Here is a 19,543-nt window from a genome sequence, read left to right on the forward strand (position 1 = left end):
TCCCCGCATGGGGGACCTTTTCATCGTCGTCGGCGGGAACTCTCTGGCCTACCGCCTCAGCTATGAGTTGACCAAGCACTACGGCGTCCGCACCACCGCGATCGTCCCGGCCGAGGAGACGTCCCACACCATCCGCATCGCCGAGCGGCTGGGCCCGGACCGGACCGTCGCGGACACCTACGTCTCCAAGGAAGCCCTGCGCCAGGCCGGGATCCAGGAGGCGGCGGCGATCGCCTTCGTCGACGGGGACGACCGCGCCAACATCCACGCCGCGATGCTCGCCGCGTCGATGCGCCCGGATATCAGGGTCGTGATCCGGATGTTCAACCAGCGGCTCGGCGTGCACATCAGGCAGCTGGTCGACAACTGCACGGTCCTGTCGGCGTCGGCGACCGCCGCGCCGGCCTTCGTCAACGCCGCGCTGCAACGTCCGCACTCGGTCAGCGCCGGCGGCCGGGCCCTGCGGGTCGCCATCGGTTCGGCGATCGACATGGACCGGACCCCGCGGCTGATCGCCGACGGCATCGACCGGGACAGCCAGGAGGACATCGAGGTCCTGCCGGAGGCGGCGGCCGGGAGCCGGACCGCGGAGTGGATGCTGCTCCAGGAGCGCTCGCCACGGCACGCCGCGCTCCAGTTCCTCGACGTGGCCGACACCGGCACACCGAGGGGCAGTTACCAGGTCTCGCCGACCTCGCGCCTGATGTGGCGGGCCTCCGACACCCTGCGCTTCTTCACCAGCGCCAAACTGCGCACGATCCTGATCGCCTCGGTCGTCACGCTCATGGTGTCCCTCATCGGCATCTGGGTGCTGGCCCGGCCGTTCGTCTGGGCACTGTACGAGACCTTGCTCGACGTCGCCGGCTCCGCTGTCCCGGACGTCTACGGCCAGCCCAGCGCGGTCGGCGGCGACTTGCAACGGCTGTTCCAGGTGGCCATCACGCTGTGCGGCATCGTGCTGATGCCGGTGGTGACGGCGGTGTTCGTGGAGAGCACCGCGACGCGTCGCAGTGTCCGTACCCGCCAGCCCAGCACCGGGCTGCGCGGCCACGTCGTCGTGGTGGGCCTGGGCAACGCCGGGACCCGGGTGACGGCCCTGTTCCGGGAGCTCGGCGTCCCGGTCGTGGGCATCGAGCGGGACGCCGAGGCCCGTGGGATCGCCGCGGCGCGGGTGCTGGACGTCCCGGTGGTGGCCGGCGACCGGCCGATCGACGACGCCCTGCGCCGCGCGCAGATCGGCCGGGCCCGCGCGGTCGTGGCGGTGACCGGCGACGACGTCGTGAACCTGGAGGCGGCGCTGGAGGCGCGGGCCATCAACCCGGAGGTGCGGGTGGTGGTGCGGCTCTTCGACGACGACTTCGCCAAGCACATCTACACGAAGTTCGACAACACCGCCTCCCGCTCGGTGTCCTACCTCGCGGCCCCGGCGTTCGCTGCCGCGATGATGGGGCGGGAGGTGCTGGGGACGCTGTCGGTGTATCGCAAGGTCCTGCTGATAGCGGAGGTCGCGGTCGAGGAGGGTTCGGAGCTGGCCGGCCGGGAGCTGCGCAGCGTGGACCAGCCGGCGCTGACCCGGGTGCTGGCCATCCGGCGCACCGGCAGCGACGATTACGACTGGTCGGGGGCGGATCGGGGGCGCGTTCTGGTGCCGGGCGATCGGCTGATCCTGGCTGCCACCCGGACCGGGTTCGGCAAGCTGCCGAAGAAGCGGGCGGCGGATTGAGGGAGCACAGTCCGCGGCTTACCTCGCGATGCTGAAAGCCTCGAACGCGCCAGCGCTCCGGGGGCCCGACCCAACTCCCGGAGCGCCGCACTGGATCGTGGATCGTGGATCGTCAGCAGACTCGGAATCGTCAGCAGTCCCGAAGTCGTCAGCAGTCCCGAAACTCCGGCGACTGATTCAGGATCTGCGCACGCTCCGACGTGAACCGGCGATAGGCCTCCGAGTCCGCGGCCTCCGGCCGGAACACCGCGACCCGGTGACAGTTCTGGAACGCGAGCTTCACGCCGAACCGGCGCTCCAGGCTGCCGCGAATGGAGTCCGACGCCAGCGCGCGCAGCAGCTGGCCGCGCTCGGCGTCAGTGGGGGCGATCTGGTTGTCAGTGAACTGTTTCGCGGGGTCGGCGTGCAGTTCGGCGGCCAGCTTCTCGACCATCGTGTGGGCGTAGGGCAGCGAGGCCGCGACGGTGCCGGCGAAGTCCGCCTCGTTCACCTCGCCGACTTCGGCCTGCTTCAGCAGGTGGGGTGCGACTTCCAGGGACATGCTTCGGGTCTTCCTCTCCTCTGGGGGCGAACACTCGACGACATTCGGCATTCGGTTTTCGGTAATGAATGTCGTTTTCATCAGGAGCGTAGCCCCGGCCCGCCGCGATTCGGCCCCCGGCGCCGTCACACCGGCGTGTCGCGGGAGTTGAACAGCACCGCGAGCTGCGTGCGGCTGCCGCAGGAGGTGGCCGCCAGGACGCGTGTCAGGTGCTTCTTCACCGTGTCCACGCCGATGAACAGCCGGGCCGCGATCTGCCGATTCGTGAGCCCCTGCGCGGCGAGGTCCGCGACGTCCCATTCGCGCGGGGTCAGATCCCAGTCGCCGCGCGAGGCCTCGCGCGCCCGGTGCCGGGCCAGCTGCTCGACGGCCAGCGGCGTCAGGTGCCGGCGCAGCACCCGGAGCACGGCCAGGTCGCGATCGGGGACCCGGCGCGCGCCGACGTCCGCACCCTGGCCGCCCGCACCCTGGCCGCCCGCGCCCTGGCCGCCGGCCCCCTGATCGCTCGCCCCTTGGTCGCCGGGCATCGCCAGCCCGACCCACAGCACCCCGGACGGCCCGGCGTCGACGAGCATCGCGGCCTTGTCGGCGATGCCGCGCGGGTGCAGGAACTGGTCGAGGAAGCGCGAGCCCGCGGCGACGTCGGTCAGCCGCAGCACTCCCGCCTCGGGCAGCCGCCGCAGGAAGTCCTCGGCCCGGAACGGATCCTCGCCGACCCAGCCTTCGGCGTCATAGCTGGCCAGGAACTCCGCGGAGTAGCCGGCCAACACCCCGCAGCCGTTCACGACAGCATCGGCAGCGGTGTCGCCGTGCAGCACCGTGACCCCGCGGTAGCCGAACCAGGTTTGCAGCGCCGTGACCAGCCGTTCCCGAAACTCGGCGAGGTCCGCGGCCCGGTCCACGGCCTCCACCACGCCGACCGCCCGGCGGTAGTCCTCCGGGCTCAGCGGCTCGTCGGCGGGCAGCGGTCGGGGACGCGGCGCGGGGCCGGGCAGCGCGATGGTCACCCCCCGATATTCCACCTTCGGGCCATACCGCGGCCAGCGGGGTCTGCCCCAAGATGGAAGGCATGACAGACGCGACACCCACCACCCGCCGCTGGTTCATCACCGGCGCCAACAGCGGCTTCGGCCTCGCCTTCGTCCACGCCGCGCTGGCCGCCGGCGACGAGGTGGTCGCCGCCGTCCGGCGCCCGGAGACCCTGGCCGGGCTGGCGGCGTCCGCCGACGGCCGGGTGACAGTGCTCGAACTCGACGTCAGCGACGCCGCCGCCCGCCGCCGCGCGGTCGAGGCCGCCGGCCGCATCGACGTCCTGGTGAACAACGCCGGCTTCGGCATCACCGGGGCGATCGAGGAGACCGCCGAAGCCGAACTGCGCGACGCCATGGAAGTGATGTTCTTCGGCCCCCTGGAGCTGACCCGCCTGGTCCTGCCGCAGATGCGCGCCCGCCGGTCCGGCACCGTCGTCCAGCTCACCAGCATGGGCGGCTTCCTGTCCTTCCCCGGCGTCGGCGCCTACAGCGCGGCCAAGGGCGCCCTGGAACTGGCCAGCGAAGCCCTGGCCGGCGAGGTGGCCCCGCTCGGCATCAAAGTCCTGATCGTCGAGCCGGGCGCCTTCCGCACCGGCTTCGCCGCCCCCACCGCCCTGCGCACAGTCGCGTCCCGGATCGCCGACTACGACACCACTTCCGGCGCGATCCGCGACGACCTGTCGGCCGCGCACGGCACGCAGGAAGGCGACCCGGCCAAGGCGGCCGAGGCGGTGCTGGAGGTGCTGACGTGGAAGGAGCCGCCGCTGCGGCTGGCCCTGGGCAGCGACGCGGTGGACGCGGTCCGGGCGAAGCTGGCGTCGGTCGGGGCGGACCTGGACGCGACCGAGCATTTGGGACGGGCGATGGGAGCGTAAACGAGGGCTCTTATATAGACTTATGGACTGACACAAGGATGGAAGCAACTCAATAGGTTCACATGGGGGTGGAACCATTGGTGCGTCCGACTGGTTGGGACATTCTGGGGCTGGACAGCGACCCGACGCCTGGCGTGGTGGAGTCGGTACAGGCGTTGACGAAGCAGTTAGGAGACTTCGCGCATGACGTGGAGTCGGCGTATCGCAGCCTGAACTCGTTCGGCTCTGATAGCGCGGCGATGCAGTGGGTGGGTCAGACTGCTGATGCGTTCAAGGCTCAGTACGGCCCGCTGCCGGGGCGGTTGCAGAAGCTGTACACGTCCTACTCTGAGGCCTCTGACGCGTTGTCGGCGTACTGGCCGGCGCTTCAGGCGGCGCAGGACAAGGCCGACTCCGCACTGCGTCAGGCGCAGGATGCCAACGCTGATCTGCAACGTGCGACCACCAGCGCCAACAGCGCGGCGAACGATCTGAAGACGGCGCAGCAAAATCATGCTGCCAGCCCGAACCCGCAGGCCGTCACCGACGCGCAGAATGCGCACAACACCGCGCAGACCAACTTGACCAACGCCAAGACGGCGATGGCCGCGTTGACCAAGCAGGCCGACGACGCGTACAACGACCGCGTCAACGCCGCCAAAACCTGCGCGTCGGCCCTGGGCAAGGCCCAAGGCGACGGTATCCACAACAAGTCCTGGTGGGACCACGTCGCCGAGGACCTGTCCTCCTGGGGCGGGGAGATCGCCCAGATCGCCGGTGAGCTGGCTCCGATCCTGATGGTGATCGCCTTGGCGACCTCCTGGATCCCCGGTGTCGACGTCGTCACGGCCGCCCTGGCCGAGGCCGACAACCTGGTGATGCTGGTCGGCACCGCGATGTCCACCATCGGCGCCGCCATGCAGGGCCACTGGGGCGACGCGCTGCTCGGCGTCGGCATGCTGGGCCTGGCGGCGTTCGGCGGCGAGGCACTCGGCTCGGAGGCCGAGGAAGCCGAGGGCGGGGAGGCCGCGCTGGTCCGCACCGCCGACGGCGACGGACCCGCCAATGTGGCGGACGACCCCGTCGACGTGGTGTCGGGCTGGATGCTGACCGACGCCACCGACGTGGAACTGCCCGGCGTCCTGCCGCTGGTGCTGCGCCGCGCCTACGCCTCCGGCTACCGGAGCGGCCGGCTGTTCGGTCCCGGCTGGTCCTCCACGCTGGACCAGCGGCTGTCCGTCAACGCCTCCGGCATCCACCTGGCCGGCGACGACGCCCAGCGCCTGGACTACCCGGTCCCGGCCCAGGGCGAGCACTCGCTCCCGGTCCTGGGCAGCCGATGGCCCCTGGTGTGGGACCGCGAGACCGACGAGATCCGCGTCCTGGACCCATGGACCGGCCACACCCGCCACTTCGGGGTGGTCCACTTCGAGAACGAGACCGGCCAGATCCGCGACCTGACCGCGATCAGCGACCGCAACGGCAACCGCGTCAGCATCCTGCGGGACGAGCACGGCACCCCCACCGGCGTCGAACACCCCGGCTACCGCATCGCGGTCGACGCCGTGCCCACCGGCGCCGGGCCATGTATCAGTGCCCTGCATCTGGTGACGGCGAACAGCACGGACACCGTGTTGCGGCGCTTCTCCTACGACGAACGCGGCCGGCTGACCGGCGTCGTCAACTCCTCCGGCCTGCCGTTCGGCTACGAGTGGGACGACACGGACCGCATCACGGCCTGGCGCGACCGCGCCGGCTACCGCTACGGCTACGTCTACGACGACCGGGGACGTGTCATCCGCGGCGAGGGCGCCTTCCTCGCCGGTTCGTTCCAGTACGACCCGGCGAACCGCACCACGGTGCACACCAACTCGCTCGGGCACGTCACCACCTTCGAATACGACCGCCACGGCCACATCACCGCCGAGACCGACCCGCTGGGCCGCACCACCGGTACCGACACCGACCCCTACGGCAGGATGAGATCGCAGACCGACGCCCTCGGCAACGTCACCACGTACGACCGCGACGAGTCCGGCGATGTACGCCGGATCATCGAAGCCGACGGCGCCACCACCGAGCTGGAGTACAACGAGTTCCACCAGGCGGTCGCCGTCACCTACCCGGACGGGGCCCGGTGGAGTCGTGACCACGACGATCGCGGCAATCTGATACGCGTGACGGACCCGGCCGGGGCCACCACCGCTTTCGAGTACGCAAGCACCGGGGCGCTGAGCGCCGTCACCGACCCGCTGGGCGCCCGCACCCGCTATGCCACCGACGCCGCGGGCCTGCTGGTCGAGATCCTCGACCCGGTCGGCGGGCTGACCCGCGCGGTACGGGACGGGGCCGGCCGGATCTCCCGCCTCACCGATCCGGTCGGGGCGACCACGGCGATGGAGTGGAACGCCGACGGGCAGCCGGTGTCGCGGACCGGCCCGGACGGCGCGCTCACCCGGTGGGAGCACGACGCCGGCGGTCAGCTGGTGAAGACCGTCAACCCCGTCGGGGCGACCACCGTCGTCGAGCCCGGCCCCATGGGCATCGTGACCGCGCGGACCGGTCCGGACGGCGTCCGCCACGCCTTCACCTATGACAGTGAACTGAACCTGCTGTCCGTAGCCCATCCCGACGGAGCCAGCTGGGACTACCGCTACGACGCGGCCGACCAGCTGACCGGCGAGACCGACTTCAACGGCCGCCGGCTGGCCTACGCCTACGACGCGGCGGGACGGCTGAGCACCCGGACCACCGGCACCGGCGAGCAGATCTTCCTGGACCGCGACCCGGTAGGCCGGGTGGTCGGCCGCCGGGCGACCGAGGGCGCGTCCGCGTACACCTACGACACCGCCGGCCGGCTCGCCTCGGCCACCAGTCCCACGTCCAGCCTGGAGTACGAGCGCGACGCTCTGGGCCGGGTGCTGGCTGAGACCGTCGACGGCCACACCACCGGCTACGGCTACGACGCGCTCGGCCGGCTCGTCAGCCGCACCACCGCCTCGGGGGCGCGATCGTCCTGGTCCTTCGACGCCGCGGGCCGGCCGGTCGCACTGGATGCCGGAAGCGGCAGCCTGCGCCTGTCCTTCGACCCCGCGGGTCGCCAGACGCAGCGGTTGTCGGGCACTGACACAAGGCTGACCTTCCAGTACGACGCCGACGGCCGCCTGCTCACCCAACAGCTGACGGTCGGCGACACCGGTGCCGACCAGTCCGTCGCGGGCCAGACCACGCTGCTGAACCGTTCGTGGACGTGGCGGGCCGACGGGGTCCCGGAGTCGATCGAGGACAGCCTGCACGGCAACCGCCGGATCACGTCCGACGCAGCAGGACGCCCCACCGCGGTGTCGGGGCGGGACTGGCACGCGACCTACGCCTACGACACCTTCGGAAACCTCCTGCCCGACGCCCCCGACGCCCCCGACGACGCCTCGGAAACGACGGGGCCCGAGCAGGTCACCACCAGGACCCTGATCCGCCGCAAGGGTCGCACCCGCTACGACTACGACGACGCCGGCCGCCTCATTCGCACGGTCCGCCGCACGCTGGACGGCCGCCGCAAGACCTGGACCTACACCTGGGACTCACAAGACCGCCTGGTCCGGGCCGACACCCCGGACCACGGCGGCTGGCACTACTCCTACGACCCCATGGGCCGGCGCACCGGCAAGCAGCACGTCACCGGCGACGGCACGGCCACCGACCGGATCCGCTTCACCTGGGACGGTCCGCGGCTGGCCGAGCAGACCTCGTCCGCGGCCGACGGCACCGTCATCACCACCACGTGGGACTACGACCCGGGCACCTTCCGTCCCGCGGCGCAGCGCCGCCGCACGACGCCCCACGACCGGCCCGATCCCGACCAGAACGCCGTCGACGAAGCCTTCCACGCCATCGTCACCGACCTGGTCGGCGCGCCGACCGAACTGGTCACGGCCGACGGCCGCATCGCCTGGCACACCACCACCGACATCTGGGGACAGACCGTCGGCACGTCCGCCGAGGCGGGCGTCGACTGCCCGCTGCGCTTCCCGGGGCAGTACCACGACCTGGAGACCGGGCTGCACTACAACCTCCACCGCTACTACAACCCGGAGACCGCGGCCTACCTCACCCCCGACCCCCTCGGTCTGGCCCCTTCGCCCAACGACCACGCCTACGTCCCGAACCCGATCACCGGCAGCGACCCGTTGGGCCTGTACGAGGCCACCGACGGCGGCGGCTGCGGCGACCCCGCCCACTCCTCGAAGTGCGGCTGCGACCAGGGCGACCCGGTCCAGATGAAGCGCGGTCCCAAGCCGTCGGGCACCGGCCCGCACAACCTGAAGATCGAAGAGGTGGCCGGCCAGGTCCAGGACGGCGACGTCATCGCCGGCGGCGGCGCGCTACCGGAACGGGCCTTCGACACGCCCGGCGGGTTCAAGGGCTCGCGGCGGCCGGACATCCTGGTCCAACGCCCGGACGGCAGCCAGTACGGGATCAATGTCGGGAAGCAGGCGGCTTCGGGGGCGCCGATCAAACGAGAAGCCGAAGCGCTTCAAGACCTGGAAGGCATCGGGCTCCCCATGCACTTCGTGTCCTACAATTAGCGCGCCATGACAAAACTCTCGCTCCAGTTCCACGCCGACCGCGACGAGATCCTGGCCGCGGTCCGCCGCTGGGCCGAACAGTCCGGGCTCACCGTCGTCGAGGAGAGCTTCAGCCCGGTCTACCAGGTGCGCCTGGCGGACCGGGCCGGTATTCGCGATGACGCGGACTTCCCCCTGAGCCGGATCTCGTTGAGCACGCGTCCCGTCGACCTGCGGGTTTCGTCGTCGCTGGCATACCTGCGCGGCAACCCGGACGTGCTGACGATCACCCTCGGCGAACAGTCGGGCCAGGTCCTCCGGGAGTCGGCGCTGGCCGCCATGACCGACGACGCGGAGTCGCTCGCCGTGTGGAAGCGGCTGCGGAACGACCTTCGCAAGACCCTGCGTAAGGGCGCTTCGGTCGAGAATGTCATGACCGGGGCGCAGAGCCGAAAGGACGCCCACCTTTACAGTGCCGGCGCCAAGAAACTGGCAGATGGCGGCGTGAATATCGCCGGTCTGACAGACTCTCTTCGATATATCCTCGATTAGCCGGTCGTCGGCACCTGCTGGATATCAGAGGTCACATCCGCCTCGGACCCGAACCGCTCCGCTGTCCCACGCACCGTGCAAGCGAAAGCGCCGGCGGCCAGCCCCCGGCGCATGCACTCCTCCGGCGCCGCGTCGCGCAGCATCCCGGACACGAACCCGGCCACGAACGCGTCGCCGGCGCCGTTGCTGTCCACGACGGGCGCCGGCGGGGCGAGCGCCGGGAAGTGCCGGACGCCTTCGACGCCCCGCACGGCCAGGTAGGCTCCGCGGGGCCCGTCGGTGGCCACGACCGTCCGGGCGCGGCCGTGCGCCAGTACGTCGGCGAGGACCGCGTCGCGGCGCGCGCCGAGGTTCGCGGCGCTCATCGAGACGTGGTCGGCGGCGTAGGCGAAGTCCTTGTGGTGCTCGGCGACGCCGTCCCAGTCGTGCAGGTCCGTCGAGATCGAGACCCCGTGCCGGAGCGCGACCGGCAGCACGTGGCGGGCGTGGTCGACTATGCAGACGTGCACGTGCCGCGACCGGGCGAGCCAGCCCTCGTAGAACGCCTCCGGCATCCGCTGGTCCGGCACGCCGCGCGGGTCGTAGAACGACATCCGGCGTCCGTCGGCTGACACCAGGTTCACCGCGCGGACCGTTCCGGCCGCGGACGGCAGCCACGAGAAGTCCAGCCGCTCGCTTTCGAATCGGCGCCGTACCTGCCGGCCGAAGGTGTCCTCGCCGAGGAAGTCGACGAACTTCACCCGCAGTCCCAGCGAGCGCGCGCCGAGGGCGACGGCCGTGCCGGTGTGCGCGACGTAGGACTCGATCGGTTCCACCAGCACCGAATCCGCGTACGGCACCGGCAGTTCCGGTACCCGGACGATGGTGTCGATCCCCGCGCCGCCGACCACCAGCAGGTCGAACTCAGCATCCTGCGATATCACAGCCCAGTCCCGCCTTCGAAGAGGAAACCTACCGACGCACCCGCGGTCCGGACCCGGTGGACCCGCGCACCACCAACTCCGGCGCGAACACGAACTCCGTACGCGGCGCGTGCCCGCCCCCGACCTCTTCCAGCAGCGCCCGCACCGCGGCGGCGCCCATGGCGGCGACCGGCTGGCGCACCGTGGTCAGCGGCGGGTCGGTGTACGGGATCAGCGGCGAGTCGTCGTACCCGACCACCGAGATGTCTCCGGGCACCGCCAGGCCGCGGGCCCGCACCTCGGCGATGGCGCCGAGCGCCATCATGTCCGAGGCGCACACGATCCCCGTGCATCCCCGGTCCAGCAGCTTGGCCGCCGCCGCGCGCCCGCCTTCGAAGCCGTACAGCGAGTGTTCGACGAAGTCCGCCGGGCTCTGCTCGCCGAGCGTGTCGCGCAGCGCCGCCGTGAAGCCGGCTATCTTGCGGATCACCGGCACATACCGCTTGGGCCCGACCGCGAGCCCGATCCGCTCGTGCCCGAGATCGGCGAGGTGGGTGACCGACAGCCGGGCGGCCAGCGCGTCGTCCGGGGAGATGAAGGGGGCTGCGATGCCCTCGGCGTAGCCGTTGATCAGCACGAACGGCACGCCCCGGTCCGAGAGCCGGTGGTACCGGTCGCGCGAGGCGGTGGTGTCGGCGTGCAGCCCGGAGGCGAACACGATGCCCGCGACCCCGTGTTCGAGCAGCAGCTCCACCAGATCGTCCTCGGTGGCGCCGCCGGGCGAGACCGTCGCCAGCACCGGCGTGTAACCGTGATGTGTCAGCGCCCGCTCCACCGCCTGCGCCATCGCCGGGAAGATGGGGTTGTCCAGCTCCGGGATGATCAGCCCGATCAGCGCGGCGTTCCGCTGCCGCAACCGCGTCGGCCGTTCGTACCCCATGACGTCCAGCGCCGCCAGCACCGCCTGCCGGGTCGCCGCGGCCACCCCCGGCTTGCCGTTCAGCACCCGGCTCACGGTCGCCTCGCTCACCTTGGCGTGCGCGGCGATGTCCGCCAGTCGGGCGGTGGCGGGCAGCGCGGTGTTCTCGGTCATGGCGACCATTGAAAGTTCTTGCAGCAAGTTTTCTGCAACTTACAGATAACGATGCGACAACGCAGTGCCGCCGGAGAGCGACCCCGGCCCCCGCCTTGCCGAACACCTCAGAGCCCCGAAGCTCAGAGCCCTGAAACTCAGAGCCCCGAAGCTCAGAACCCTGAAACTCAGCCGTCCCGCTCGGCGAGCACCAACTCCGCGACCTCTTCGGCCAGCACCTCACGCGCCTCGACCGGCAGCCCGTCATCGCTCACCAGCACCGCCGCGTCTCCGAGCCCGGCGAACGCCGACAGCCCGACCACGCCCCACTTGGTGTGGTCGGCGACCACGACCAGGTTCCGCGCCGCCGTCACCAGCGCGCGGTTGGTCTCGGACTCCATCAGGTTCGGGCTGGTGTAGCCGGCGGCGGCGTCCATGCCGTACACGCCGAGGAACACCTGGTCCAGGTGCAGGGTGCGGATGGCCTGTACCGCTATCGGGCCGACCAGCGCCTCCGAGGGCGTCCGCATGCCGCCGGTGAGGATCACCGTCTGGTTGTTGCCGGGGTTGGCGCTCTCGTGGGCGTGCAACACGTCGGCGACCCGCAGCGAGTTCGTGACCACCGTCAGGTCCGGCACCCCGACCAGGTGCCGGGCCAGCGTGTAGGTCGTGCTGCCGCCGCTGATGCCGATCGCGGTGCCGGGGCGGACCAGGGCCGCCGCCTTACGCGCGATCGCGTCCTTGGCGGGTTGTTCCATCTCGGCCTTGACCGTGAACGCCGGCTCGTCGGTGGAGCCGGCGCGGCGCACCGTGGCGCCGCCGTGGACCTTCGTGAGCAGGCCTCGGGAGTCCAGGACGTCCAGGTCCCGCCGCACGGTCATGTCCGAGACGCCCAGCAGGCGCGTCAGGTCGTTGACCCGCGCACCCCCGGTCCGCTGCACCTCTTCGAGGATCCGCGCCTGCCGCTGCGCTGCCAGCATCGGATAGTCCCTGTCCCCTTCACGCGCCCAGGCCGCCCGGCCGGCCCGTTGCCGGCTGAACGCACGGTAACACGCTCACCAACTCTTCCAGGCCTGGTAGAGCGCCAGGCCGGGGATCCGGGCCGAGCGGACCCGGCGCGGCGCGGCGAAGCCGGCGGCTCGCAACCAGGTCGCCAGGTCGGAAGGGGTGTGAACGGTCGAGCCGGAGGTGAGGCGGACGAACAGGGCCAGGTGCGTGGCGGCCGCGTTGCCGCGGGCCCGGCCGGGGCGCGGCGGTTCGGCGAAGGCGTCCAGCACGGCCAGCGTGCCGCCCGGTTTCAGGGCCGCGGCGGCCCGGGTGAACAGGGCCGGGATCTCGGTCTCGGTGAGATGGTGCAGCAGGTTGAAGCAGAGCACGGCGTCCTGGCCGTCCGGGAAGTCGGCGGAGCGGGCGTCGCCTTCGACGAACGTCACCCGGTGCGCCAGACCGGCCGCGTCGACCACCTCGCGGCCGATCCGCGCGCTGCCCGGCAGGTCCAGCACGGTCGCGGTCAGCCCCGGATGGCGCCGGCACAGCATGGCCGAGTACCAGCCGTGGCCGCCGCCGACGTCCAGGACGCTGCCCGCGCCGTCGGGCAGCACCAAGCGCCGTGCCACCTCCGGGGCGGTCAGGCGGGCCAGGTCGAGCTGACCGAGGATGTAGCGGCGCCAATAGGGGTCATCCGGCCCCCGGTCGTGCTGCTCCACCGAAGCGCCGGTCTCTATCAACCGGTCCAGATCGCGCCACCAGTCGAAGTAGTCGCCGCAGGCGTTCACGAAGCGCGCGACGCCCATCTCCGACTCCGGATCCAGCCAGCGGCGGTCGCGGCGGGCCAGCCGCACCGAGCCGTCACGGGCCCGGCGGGCGTGGCCGGTCGCGATCAGACAGTCGACCAGCAGCCGGGTCGGGGTCAGCGCCAGGCACAGATCCCGCGCGATGTCCTCGGTGCGGGCCGGCGAGCTGGCCAGCCGGGCCACCACGCCGGTGCGGACCGCCGCCACCAACACGCCGGAGGTCGCCATCCCACCCCACGCCTCCGCGGCCGGGCCCGGGACTAGGTTGGCGCGCAGGGCCAAGCGCTCCAAAAGGTTGCCTCCGCGCAGCGCTAGTCGCATGGTCCTTGCATACCCCTTACGAGGAGAACTTGATGCCGATCCTCAAAGCACTGTTCCGTACCTGTCATCCTCTGCCCTCGCTGGCGGTGACGGCGATGTTCGCGGCGTTGATCGCGCGCGCCGCGCCGCACGGGATCGGGCCGGTGGCGGCGATCGCGGCGGTGCTGCTCGGCGAGTTGTCCATCGGATGGTCGAACGACTACTTCGACGCGCCCCGGGACGCGATGGCCGGCCGCACCGACAAGCCGATCGTGGCCGGGGTGATCTCGCAGCGGGCGGTGCTGGCCGCGGCGGTCGTCGCGGTGGCGGCATCGGTGGTGCTGGCGTTCTCGGTGAACACGGCGTGCGGGACCGTCGACGTCGCCCAGATGGCGGCCGGCTGGTTCTACAACGCGGGGCTGAAGATCACACCGGTGTCCGGGGTCGCGTACGCGGTCGGCTTCGGCCTGATCCCGGAGTTCGCGACCAGCACCGCGCCCGGCGTCCCGGCCGCCCGGCCCGCGGTGCTCATCGCGGCGGCGCTGCTGGGCGTCGGCGGGCACCTGGCGAACGCGCTGCCGGACCTGGACGGTGACCGGGTGGCCGGGGTCCGGGGGCTGCCGAACGTGCTGGCCGACCGGTTCGGCGCCGGGGCCGTCCGCATCATCGCCGTCCTGCTCCTGTTGGGCGCCTCGGGATTTCTGGCCTTGTCCGGATCGCCCTGGCTGTGGCTGGGGTTCGCGCTCGCGGCGCTGCTGGCCTGGCTCGGGTTGAGCGGCGAGGGGCGCGCGCCGTTCCTGGCCGCCCTCGCGATCGCCGGGATCGACGTGGTGATGTTCGTGCTGGGGGGTGTACCGCTGTCCTGAAGTGCGCTGAAGTGCGCATTATTCGGCACCGCGCCGGGTACCGGGTATCTGACGCGCCCGCGTCGGCAGTTCCTTGCGACCGGACAGGGAGTACAAGTGTCCCGCATCGCGGCAGTCACTTCGGCTCTCCCCGCCCACCGGCACTTACAGGCCGACCTGGCCTCGGCCACCGCCGACCTGTGCGCCCTCTCGCCGACCCGGCGCGCGTTGCTGGACCGGCTGTACGCCAACTCCGGCGTCCAGACCAGGCACACCGTGCTGCCGCTGACCGGCTACCGGAAGCTTGAGGGGATAGACCAGACCAACGACGCCTACACCGAGCACGCCACCGAACTCGGCGGCGAGGCCGTCGACAGCGCTCTGCGACAGGCGGGGGTGGCAGCGGAGGACGTCGATCTGTTCGTCACGACCTCGGTCACCGGCCTGGCGGTGCCGTCCCTGGACGCCCGGCTGATGCCGCGGCTCGGGATGCGGCCGGACGTGAAGCGGGTGCCGATGTTCGGGTTGGGGTGTGTGGGCGGGGCAGCCGGGCTGTCCCGGATCCATGACTACCTGCTCGCGTGGCCGGAGCACACGGCGGTGCTGATGGCGGTCGAGCTGTGTTCGCTGAGCGTGCCGCTGGTCGACGCGACGGTGCCGGATCTGGTGGTGAGCGCGCTGTTCGGGGACGGGGCCGGAGCGGTGGTGGTGCGCGGGGCCGGTACCAGACCCGCCCCGGGCGGCGGCGTCCGCGTCGTGGCAACCCGCAGCGAGCTGTGCCCGAACTCCCACGACGTCCTGGGCTGGCGCCTCGGCCCGAACGGCTTCCGCATCGTCCTGACCACCGAGCTCTCCGGGGTCGTGGAACGCGAACTCGGCGGCGCGGTCAAACGGTTCCTGGCCGACCACGGGTTACAGGTCCCTGACGTGGTCGCCTGGATCGTGCACCCCGGCGGCCCGAAGGTGATCGACGCGGTCCGCGACTCACTCGAACTGCCTGAGGACCGGGTCGCCACCGCGCGCGCCGCGCTGGCCGAGGCCGGGAACCTGTCGTCGGCGTCGATCGTGCAAGTGCTGGGCAAGGAACTGGCCGATCCGGCCGCGCGGCCCGGTCCCATGGTGGTCGTGGGGCTGGGGCCCGGGGTGAGCATCGAGCTGCTGTTGCTGGACCGCGACTGATGATCGTCTATTACGCACTGGTGATCGCCACCTGCTTCGAACGGCTCGCGGAACTGGTCGTGGCCAAGCGGAACGCGGCGTGGAGCCTGGCGCGCGGCGGCGTGGAGACCGGCCGCGGACACTACCCGCCGATGGTGCTGCTGCACACCGGGCTGCTGGCCGGCTGCCTGATCGAGCCGGTGGTCGCGCACCGGTCGTTCGTCCCGGCCCTGGAATCGGCGATGCTGGTACTGGCGATCGGCGCGCAGGGGCTGCGGTGGTGGTGCATCAAGACTCTGGGTCAGCGGTGGAACACCCGGGTGATCGTGGTTCCCGGGCTGCCGTTGGTGGCGACCGGACCGTATCGGTGGTTCGCCCATCCGAACTACGTGGCCGTCGTGGTCGAGGGCTTCGCGTTGCCGCTGGCCGGTTCGGCGTGGGTGACGGCGGTGGTGTTCACGGTCTTGAACGCCGCGCTGCTGAGGGTGCGGCTGCGGTGCGAGATCAGGGCACTGTGTTCGACGTCCTGATCGTCGGCGGCGGCCCGATCGGTCTGGCGACGGCCTGCTACGTGGCCGAGGCGGGCCTGTCCGCGGTCGTCGCCGAGCCCCGCACCGGACCGATCGACAAGGCGTGCGGCGAGGGCCTGATGCCGCCTGCCGTGGCCGCCCTGCGCGCGCTCGGCGTGGATCCGGTCGGCCGGCGGCTGCGCGGTATCCGCTATTGCGATCCGACCCACAGCGTCGATGCCGAGTTCCGCAGCGGCCCGGGGCGCGGTGTCCGGCGGACCGTGCTGCACACCGCGCTGGCCGAGCGCGCCGAGGCCCTCGGCGTCGAACTGGTTCCGAAGCGCATCACGGAGTTCAGCCAGTCCGCCGCCTGCGTCCAAGCCGACGGTCTCAGCGCGCGCTTCCTCGTGGCCGCCGACGGGCTGCACTCCCCCATTCGCCGCGCCTGCGACCTGGATCCGACCTCGGCGTCAACGTCGGCCCCGGCGTTGGTCCCGGCCTCTGCCTCGCCCTCACCCTCGCCCTCGCCCCGGCAGGCGCGCTACGGCTTGCGACGGCACTTCCAGACCGCGCCGTGGACCGATTTCGTCGAGGTGCACTGGTCCCGCGCCTCAGAGGCCTACGTCACCCCGGTCGACGACGGCCTGGTCGGCGTGGCGATCCTCGGTCCGGCCGGCGCCACGTTCGAGGAGCGGCTGGCGGCGTTCCCGGCGCTGCGCGAACGGCTCGCGGACGCGGAGGCCGGGCCGGTACGCGGGGCCGGGCCGTTGCGGCAGGCCGTGCGCCGCCGGGTGGCACCGGGCGGCCGGGTGCTGCTGGTCGGGGACGCCTCGGGCTACGTCGACGCGCTGACCGGCGAGGGCATCAGCGTCGGGCTGGCCCAGGCCCGGGCGCTCGCGGCGTGCCTGGGCGCCGGCCGCCCGGGCGAGTACGAGCGGCGCTGGCACCGGGTCTCCCGGCGCTCGAACCTGCTGACCGCCGCCCTGCTGGCCGCCCGCCGCAACCCGGTGCTCGGACCGCGCATCGTGCCGGCCGCCGGGGCGCTGCCGGCGGTCTTCGGCGGCGCGGTGCGGCTCATCGCGGGCTGACCTGCGGATCAAGGCGGTTGTCAAGGAGATTCACCCGGACGGGTGGCTATAGTCGATCACCGCGGTGTTCACAAGAACCTGCGTTGAGAGTAGATTGACGTACCGTGGCACGCCCGGTCACCGAGTGTCACCGAAGCCAGGGTACTGACGCGAAGTCGACGGTCGCCGGTCGCACGACACCGGCAACGGGGGATGGGGAGCATGGCCGACGCTGAGAAGGAACCGCTCCCAAGACTCTTCTGGTGGTTCTTCGCCGCGGGAGCGGTGTCCTGGCTCGGCGACGGCGTCATCGTCGTCGGGTTCCCACTGCTGGCCGCCGGGCTCACCGGCTCGCCGCTGGGGATCGCGGCCGTGGTCGTCACCCAGCGACTGGCCCCGATGCTGCTCTCGCTGCCGGCCGGGGCGCTGGCCGACCGCTGGAACGCCCGGGTCACGGTGATCGCCACCAACGCCGCGCAGGCCGTGCTGTTCGCCGTCGCCGCGCTGCTGGTCGCCGGGAACCACGTCGGGCTGGCCGGGCTGATCGTGATCGCGTTCCTGGCCGACGCGCTCGGGACGCTGTTCACCTGCTCCAACAGCGCCCTGCTCGCAGACGTGGTGGAGCCCAAGCACTTCGGCGCGGCCAACACCTGGCTGCGGGGCACCAACGCGATCATCGCGTTCGTGATCGGCCCGGGCGTCGGCGGTCTGCTCTACTCCACCGGCCGCCAGCTGCCGCTGCTCATCGACGCCTGCTCGTTCGTCGCCGCCGCCGTGGTGCTGACCACTCTGCGGCTGCCGAACGCCCGCCCCCGGCCCGAACGCACCGACCGGCACTTCGTCGCCGAGGTGAAGGAGGGGGTGCGGATCTCGTTCGGCTCCGCGCAGATGCGGCTGATGGCCGGGATGGTCGGCACGATGACGCTGGCCCAGGCCGGATCGGTCGCGGCGATCGTGGTGCTCGGCACGCACACCGTGGGGCTGGGCAAGGCCGGCTTCGGCTGGACGCTGGCGGCCGGGAACATCGCGGCGGTGGCCGTCATGCTGTCCATCGGGCGGCTGGCCAAGCTGCGGACGTCCTCGGCGGTGCTGGTCAGCCTGGCCTTCGGCATCGTCGGCGAGGTGCTGCTGGGCACCGCGCACAGCGGGCCGCAGATCTCGCTCGGGCTGGCCCTGGACGGGGCCGCGGCGTTGATCGTCGGCATCACGCTGACCACCGCGCGGATGCGTCTGGTGCCCCGGGAGCAGCTGGGGCGGATGACCGGCGGGTACCAGACGGTGATGTACGCGGCCGGGACGGTCGGGACCATCATCGGCGGCGCGCTGGCCGAGTCGAGCGGGCGGCTGCCTTATCTGGTGTGCGCGGCGATTTACGCCGGGCTGCTGGCGACTTCTTTCCGGCGGGTGCGGGGGTTGGATGTGGAGGCGGCGGCGCCGGCTTCAACGTCGACTCCGACTTCAACGTCGACTCCGGTCACCGTGCCGACGCAGAACCCCGCCGCCGACAAGGTCGGCGACGGGGTTCCGGGAGTTCCCGCGGGCGAGGTCGTGGACTGAGGTCGTCCCGGCTCACACCCCGCCGGTCGCCGAGAAGGCCGGCATCGGGGTGTCGTTGATCACCGCGCTCCACAGCTGGGCGGCCTTCGTCTTGTCCCACAGGATGCTGGACCCGACACCGGGCACGTTGTAGTTCTCATTGGCGATCGGCACCACGATGGTGTGCCCACTGCCGCCGCTGACCCCCTTCATGTTCTGGAACATGTCGTAGAGGTCGCCCAGGCTGGTGCCGTCGCTGACCTTGAAGGCGGCCAGCGAGTTGTCCAGGACCGGGACCAGCTTGAACGGGTTCAGGATCACTCCCATGGAGGACACCTGGTGCGCCAGCGCCGCCAGGAACGTGCGCTGCCGCTCCATGCGGCCGATGTCGCCGAGCGGGTCGGAGTAGCGGTCGCGGACGTAGGCCAGGGCCTGGGCCCCGTTCAGGGTCTGGCAGCCGGGGTTCAGGTCGGCGCCGGAGAGCTGGTCGTGCAGGCCCTGGGTCAGGCACATGTGCACCCCGCCGACAGCGTCGGTGACCTTCACGAAGCCGCCGAAACCGACCTCGGCGAAGTGGTCGATGTGCACCCCGGTCGTGACCTCGATGGTCTTGATCAGCAGCGGCGCGTCCCCGAACGCATAGGCGGCGTTGAGCTTGTTCTTCGACTCCTTGTGCTGATTGCCCTTGCTGTCCGTCCACGCCGGAATGGTGACGTAGGAGTCACGCGGCAGGCTGATCAGCGACGTCCCGTTCGACCCGGAGTGCAGGATCATCATCGAGTCGGTCCGCGACGTGTCCCCGGTCACAGCCCCGGTCCCGGTGTGCAGCTGGTCCTGCTGGTCCTGTGTCAAACCCTCCCGGCTGTCACTGCCGACCAACAGCCAGTTCGTCCCCTTACCCTCCGGAGGCCGCCCCGGGTAGTCGGAGATCACGTTCTCATGCTGGATGTCCCCCGACGCATGGAAGTAGAGCCACGTCCCGTATCCCGCGACCAACAACACCAGTACCACGCACCCCGCCAGCACCCGCTTGGGCCAGCTGAACCGCCGCACCTTCGGCGGCCGCGGACCCCCGTCACCCCCACCACCGGGCAG

Annotated in this window: 16 protein-coding genes; 9 read left to right on the top strand and 7 right to left on the bottom strand. The window is 71.5% G+C overall.

The window, feature by feature from the left end; translation table 11 throughout:
* Positions 1-7 precede the first annotated feature (7 nt).
* Entirely contained in the window at positions 8-1,723 is a 1,716-nt protein-coding gene (locus IZR01_RS04220) for an NAD-binding protein (RefSeq protein ID WP_194892478.1), read from the top strand.
* A 148-nt stretch (positions 1,724-1,871) separates the two neighbouring features.
* Here IZR01_RS04220 and IZR01_RS04225 read toward each other — a convergent pair whose 3' ends face one another.
* Positions 1,872-2,264, bottom strand: a complete 393-nt coding sequence (locus tag IZR01_RS04225; protein WP_194892479.1) for an SCO5389 family protein — start codon at positions 2,262-2,264, stop codon at positions 1,872-1,874.
* A 125-nt stretch (positions 2,265-2,389) separates the two neighbouring features.
* Positions 2,390-3,271 carry a helix-turn-helix transcriptional regulator gene (locus IZR01_RS04230; RefSeq protein WP_194922952.1) on the bottom strand — a complete coding sequence of 294 codons (882 nt, stop codon included), beginning with the start codon at positions 3,269-3,271 and terminating at the stop codon, positions 2,390-2,392.
* Positions 3,272-3,324: 53 nt separating this feature from the next.
* On the opposite strand from IZR01_RS04230, the gene IZR01_RS04235 reads away from it, so the two are divergent.
* The 3 genes from IZR01_RS04235 (at position 3,325) to IZR01_RS04245 (ending at position 9,266) form a co-directional block, all read left to right on the top strand.
* Positions 3,325-4,170 (top strand): SDR family NAD(P)-dependent oxidoreductase, encoded by an 846-nt coding sequence (locus tag IZR01_RS04235; protein ID WP_194922953.1) that lies wholly within the window; start codon positions 3,325-3,327, stop codon positions 4,168-4,170.
* Between the two features lie 80 nt (positions 4,171-4,250).
* Entirely contained in the window at positions 4,251-8,735 is a 4,485-nt protein-coding gene (locus IZR01_RS04240; protein WP_323746904.1) for an RHS repeat-associated core domain-containing protein, read from the top strand.
* Positions 8,736-8,741: 6 nt separating this feature from the next.
* Positions 8,742-9,266: a hypothetical protein gene (locus IZR01_RS04245; RefSeq protein WP_194892482.1), complete on the top strand. Its 525-nt coding sequence runs from the start codon at positions 8,742-8,744 to the stop codon at positions 9,264-9,266.
* On the opposite strand, the gene IZR01_RS04250 is transcribed toward IZR01_RS04245, so the two are convergent.
* From IZR01_RS04250 to IZR01_RS04265, 4 genes are all read right to left on the bottom strand, one after another.
* A complete protein-coding gene (locus IZR01_RS04250) occupies positions 9,263-10,189 on the bottom strand; it encodes a carbohydrate kinase family protein (RefSeq protein ID WP_194892483.1) in 927 nt (308 codons plus the stop codon). The genes IZR01_RS04245 and IZR01_RS04250 overlap by 4 nt on opposite strands.
* 28 nt (positions 10,190-10,217) lie before the next feature.
* Entirely contained in the window at positions 10,218-11,270 is a 1,053-nt protein-coding gene (locus IZR01_RS04255) for a LacI family DNA-binding transcriptional regulator (protein WP_194892484.1), read from the bottom strand.
* A gap of 158 nt (positions 11,271-11,428) precedes the next feature.
* Positions 11,429-12,220, bottom strand: a complete 792-nt coding sequence (locus IZR01_RS04260; protein WP_194892485.1) for a DeoR/GlpR family DNA-binding transcription regulator — start codon at positions 12,218-12,220, stop codon at positions 11,429-11,431.
* Positions 12,221-12,295: 75 nt separating this feature from the next.
* A complete protein-coding gene (locus IZR01_RS04265) occupies positions 12,296-13,354 on the bottom strand; it encodes a class I SAM-dependent methyltransferase (RefSeq protein WP_194892486.1) in 1,059 nt (352 codons plus the stop codon).
* A 32-nt stretch (positions 13,355-13,386) separates the two neighbouring features.
* Between IZR01_RS04265 and IZR01_RS04270 the strand changes: the two genes are divergently transcribed.
* From IZR01_RS04270 to IZR01_RS04290, 5 genes are all read left to right on the top strand, one after another.
* Positions 13,387-14,199, top strand: a complete 813-nt coding sequence (locus IZR01_RS04270) for a UbiA family prenyltransferase (protein WP_194892487.1) — start codon at positions 13,387-13,389, stop codon at positions 14,197-14,199.
* 96 nt (positions 14,200-14,295) lie between these two features.
* On the top strand, positions 14,296-15,357 hold the full coding sequence (locus IZR01_RS04275) for a type III polyketide synthase (RefSeq protein ID WP_194892488.1): 1,062 nt from the start codon (positions 14,296-14,298) through the stop codon (positions 15,355-15,357).
* Positions 15,357-15,866: an isoprenylcysteine carboxyl methyltransferase family protein gene (locus tag IZR01_RS04280; protein WP_194892489.1), complete on the top strand. Its 510-nt coding sequence runs from the start codon at positions 15,357-15,359 to the stop codon at positions 15,864-15,866. The genes IZR01_RS04275 and IZR01_RS04280 overlap by 1 nt, the downstream gene beginning before the upstream one ends.
* The gene (locus IZR01_RS04285) at positions 15,851-16,933 is read left to right on the top strand and encodes an NAD(P)/FAD-dependent oxidoreductase (RefSeq protein WP_194892496.1); all 1,083 of its coding nucleotides are present in this window, start codon (positions 15,851-15,853) and stop codon (positions 16,931-16,933) included. The genes IZR01_RS04280 and IZR01_RS04285 overlap by 16 nt, the downstream gene beginning before the upstream one ends.
* A gap of 201 nt (positions 16,934-17,134) precedes the next feature.
* Entirely contained in the window at positions 17,135-18,469 is a 1,335-nt protein-coding gene (locus IZR01_RS04290) for an MFS transporter (protein WP_194922954.1), read from the top strand.
* A 12-nt stretch (positions 18,470-18,481) separates the two neighbouring features.
* On the opposite strand, the gene IZR01_RS04295 is transcribed toward IZR01_RS04290, so the two are convergent.
* On the bottom strand, positions 18,482-19,543 hold a 1,062-nt coding region (locus IZR01_RS04295; protein ID WP_228558903.1), incomplete at its 5' end, for an LCP family protein.

This window comes from Catenulispora pinisilvae, assembly GCF_015356865.1.
In the GTDB taxonomy this organism is placed as follows: domain Bacteria; phylum Actinomycetota; class Actinomycetes; order Streptomycetales; family Catenulisporaceae; genus Catenulispora; species Catenulispora pinisilvae.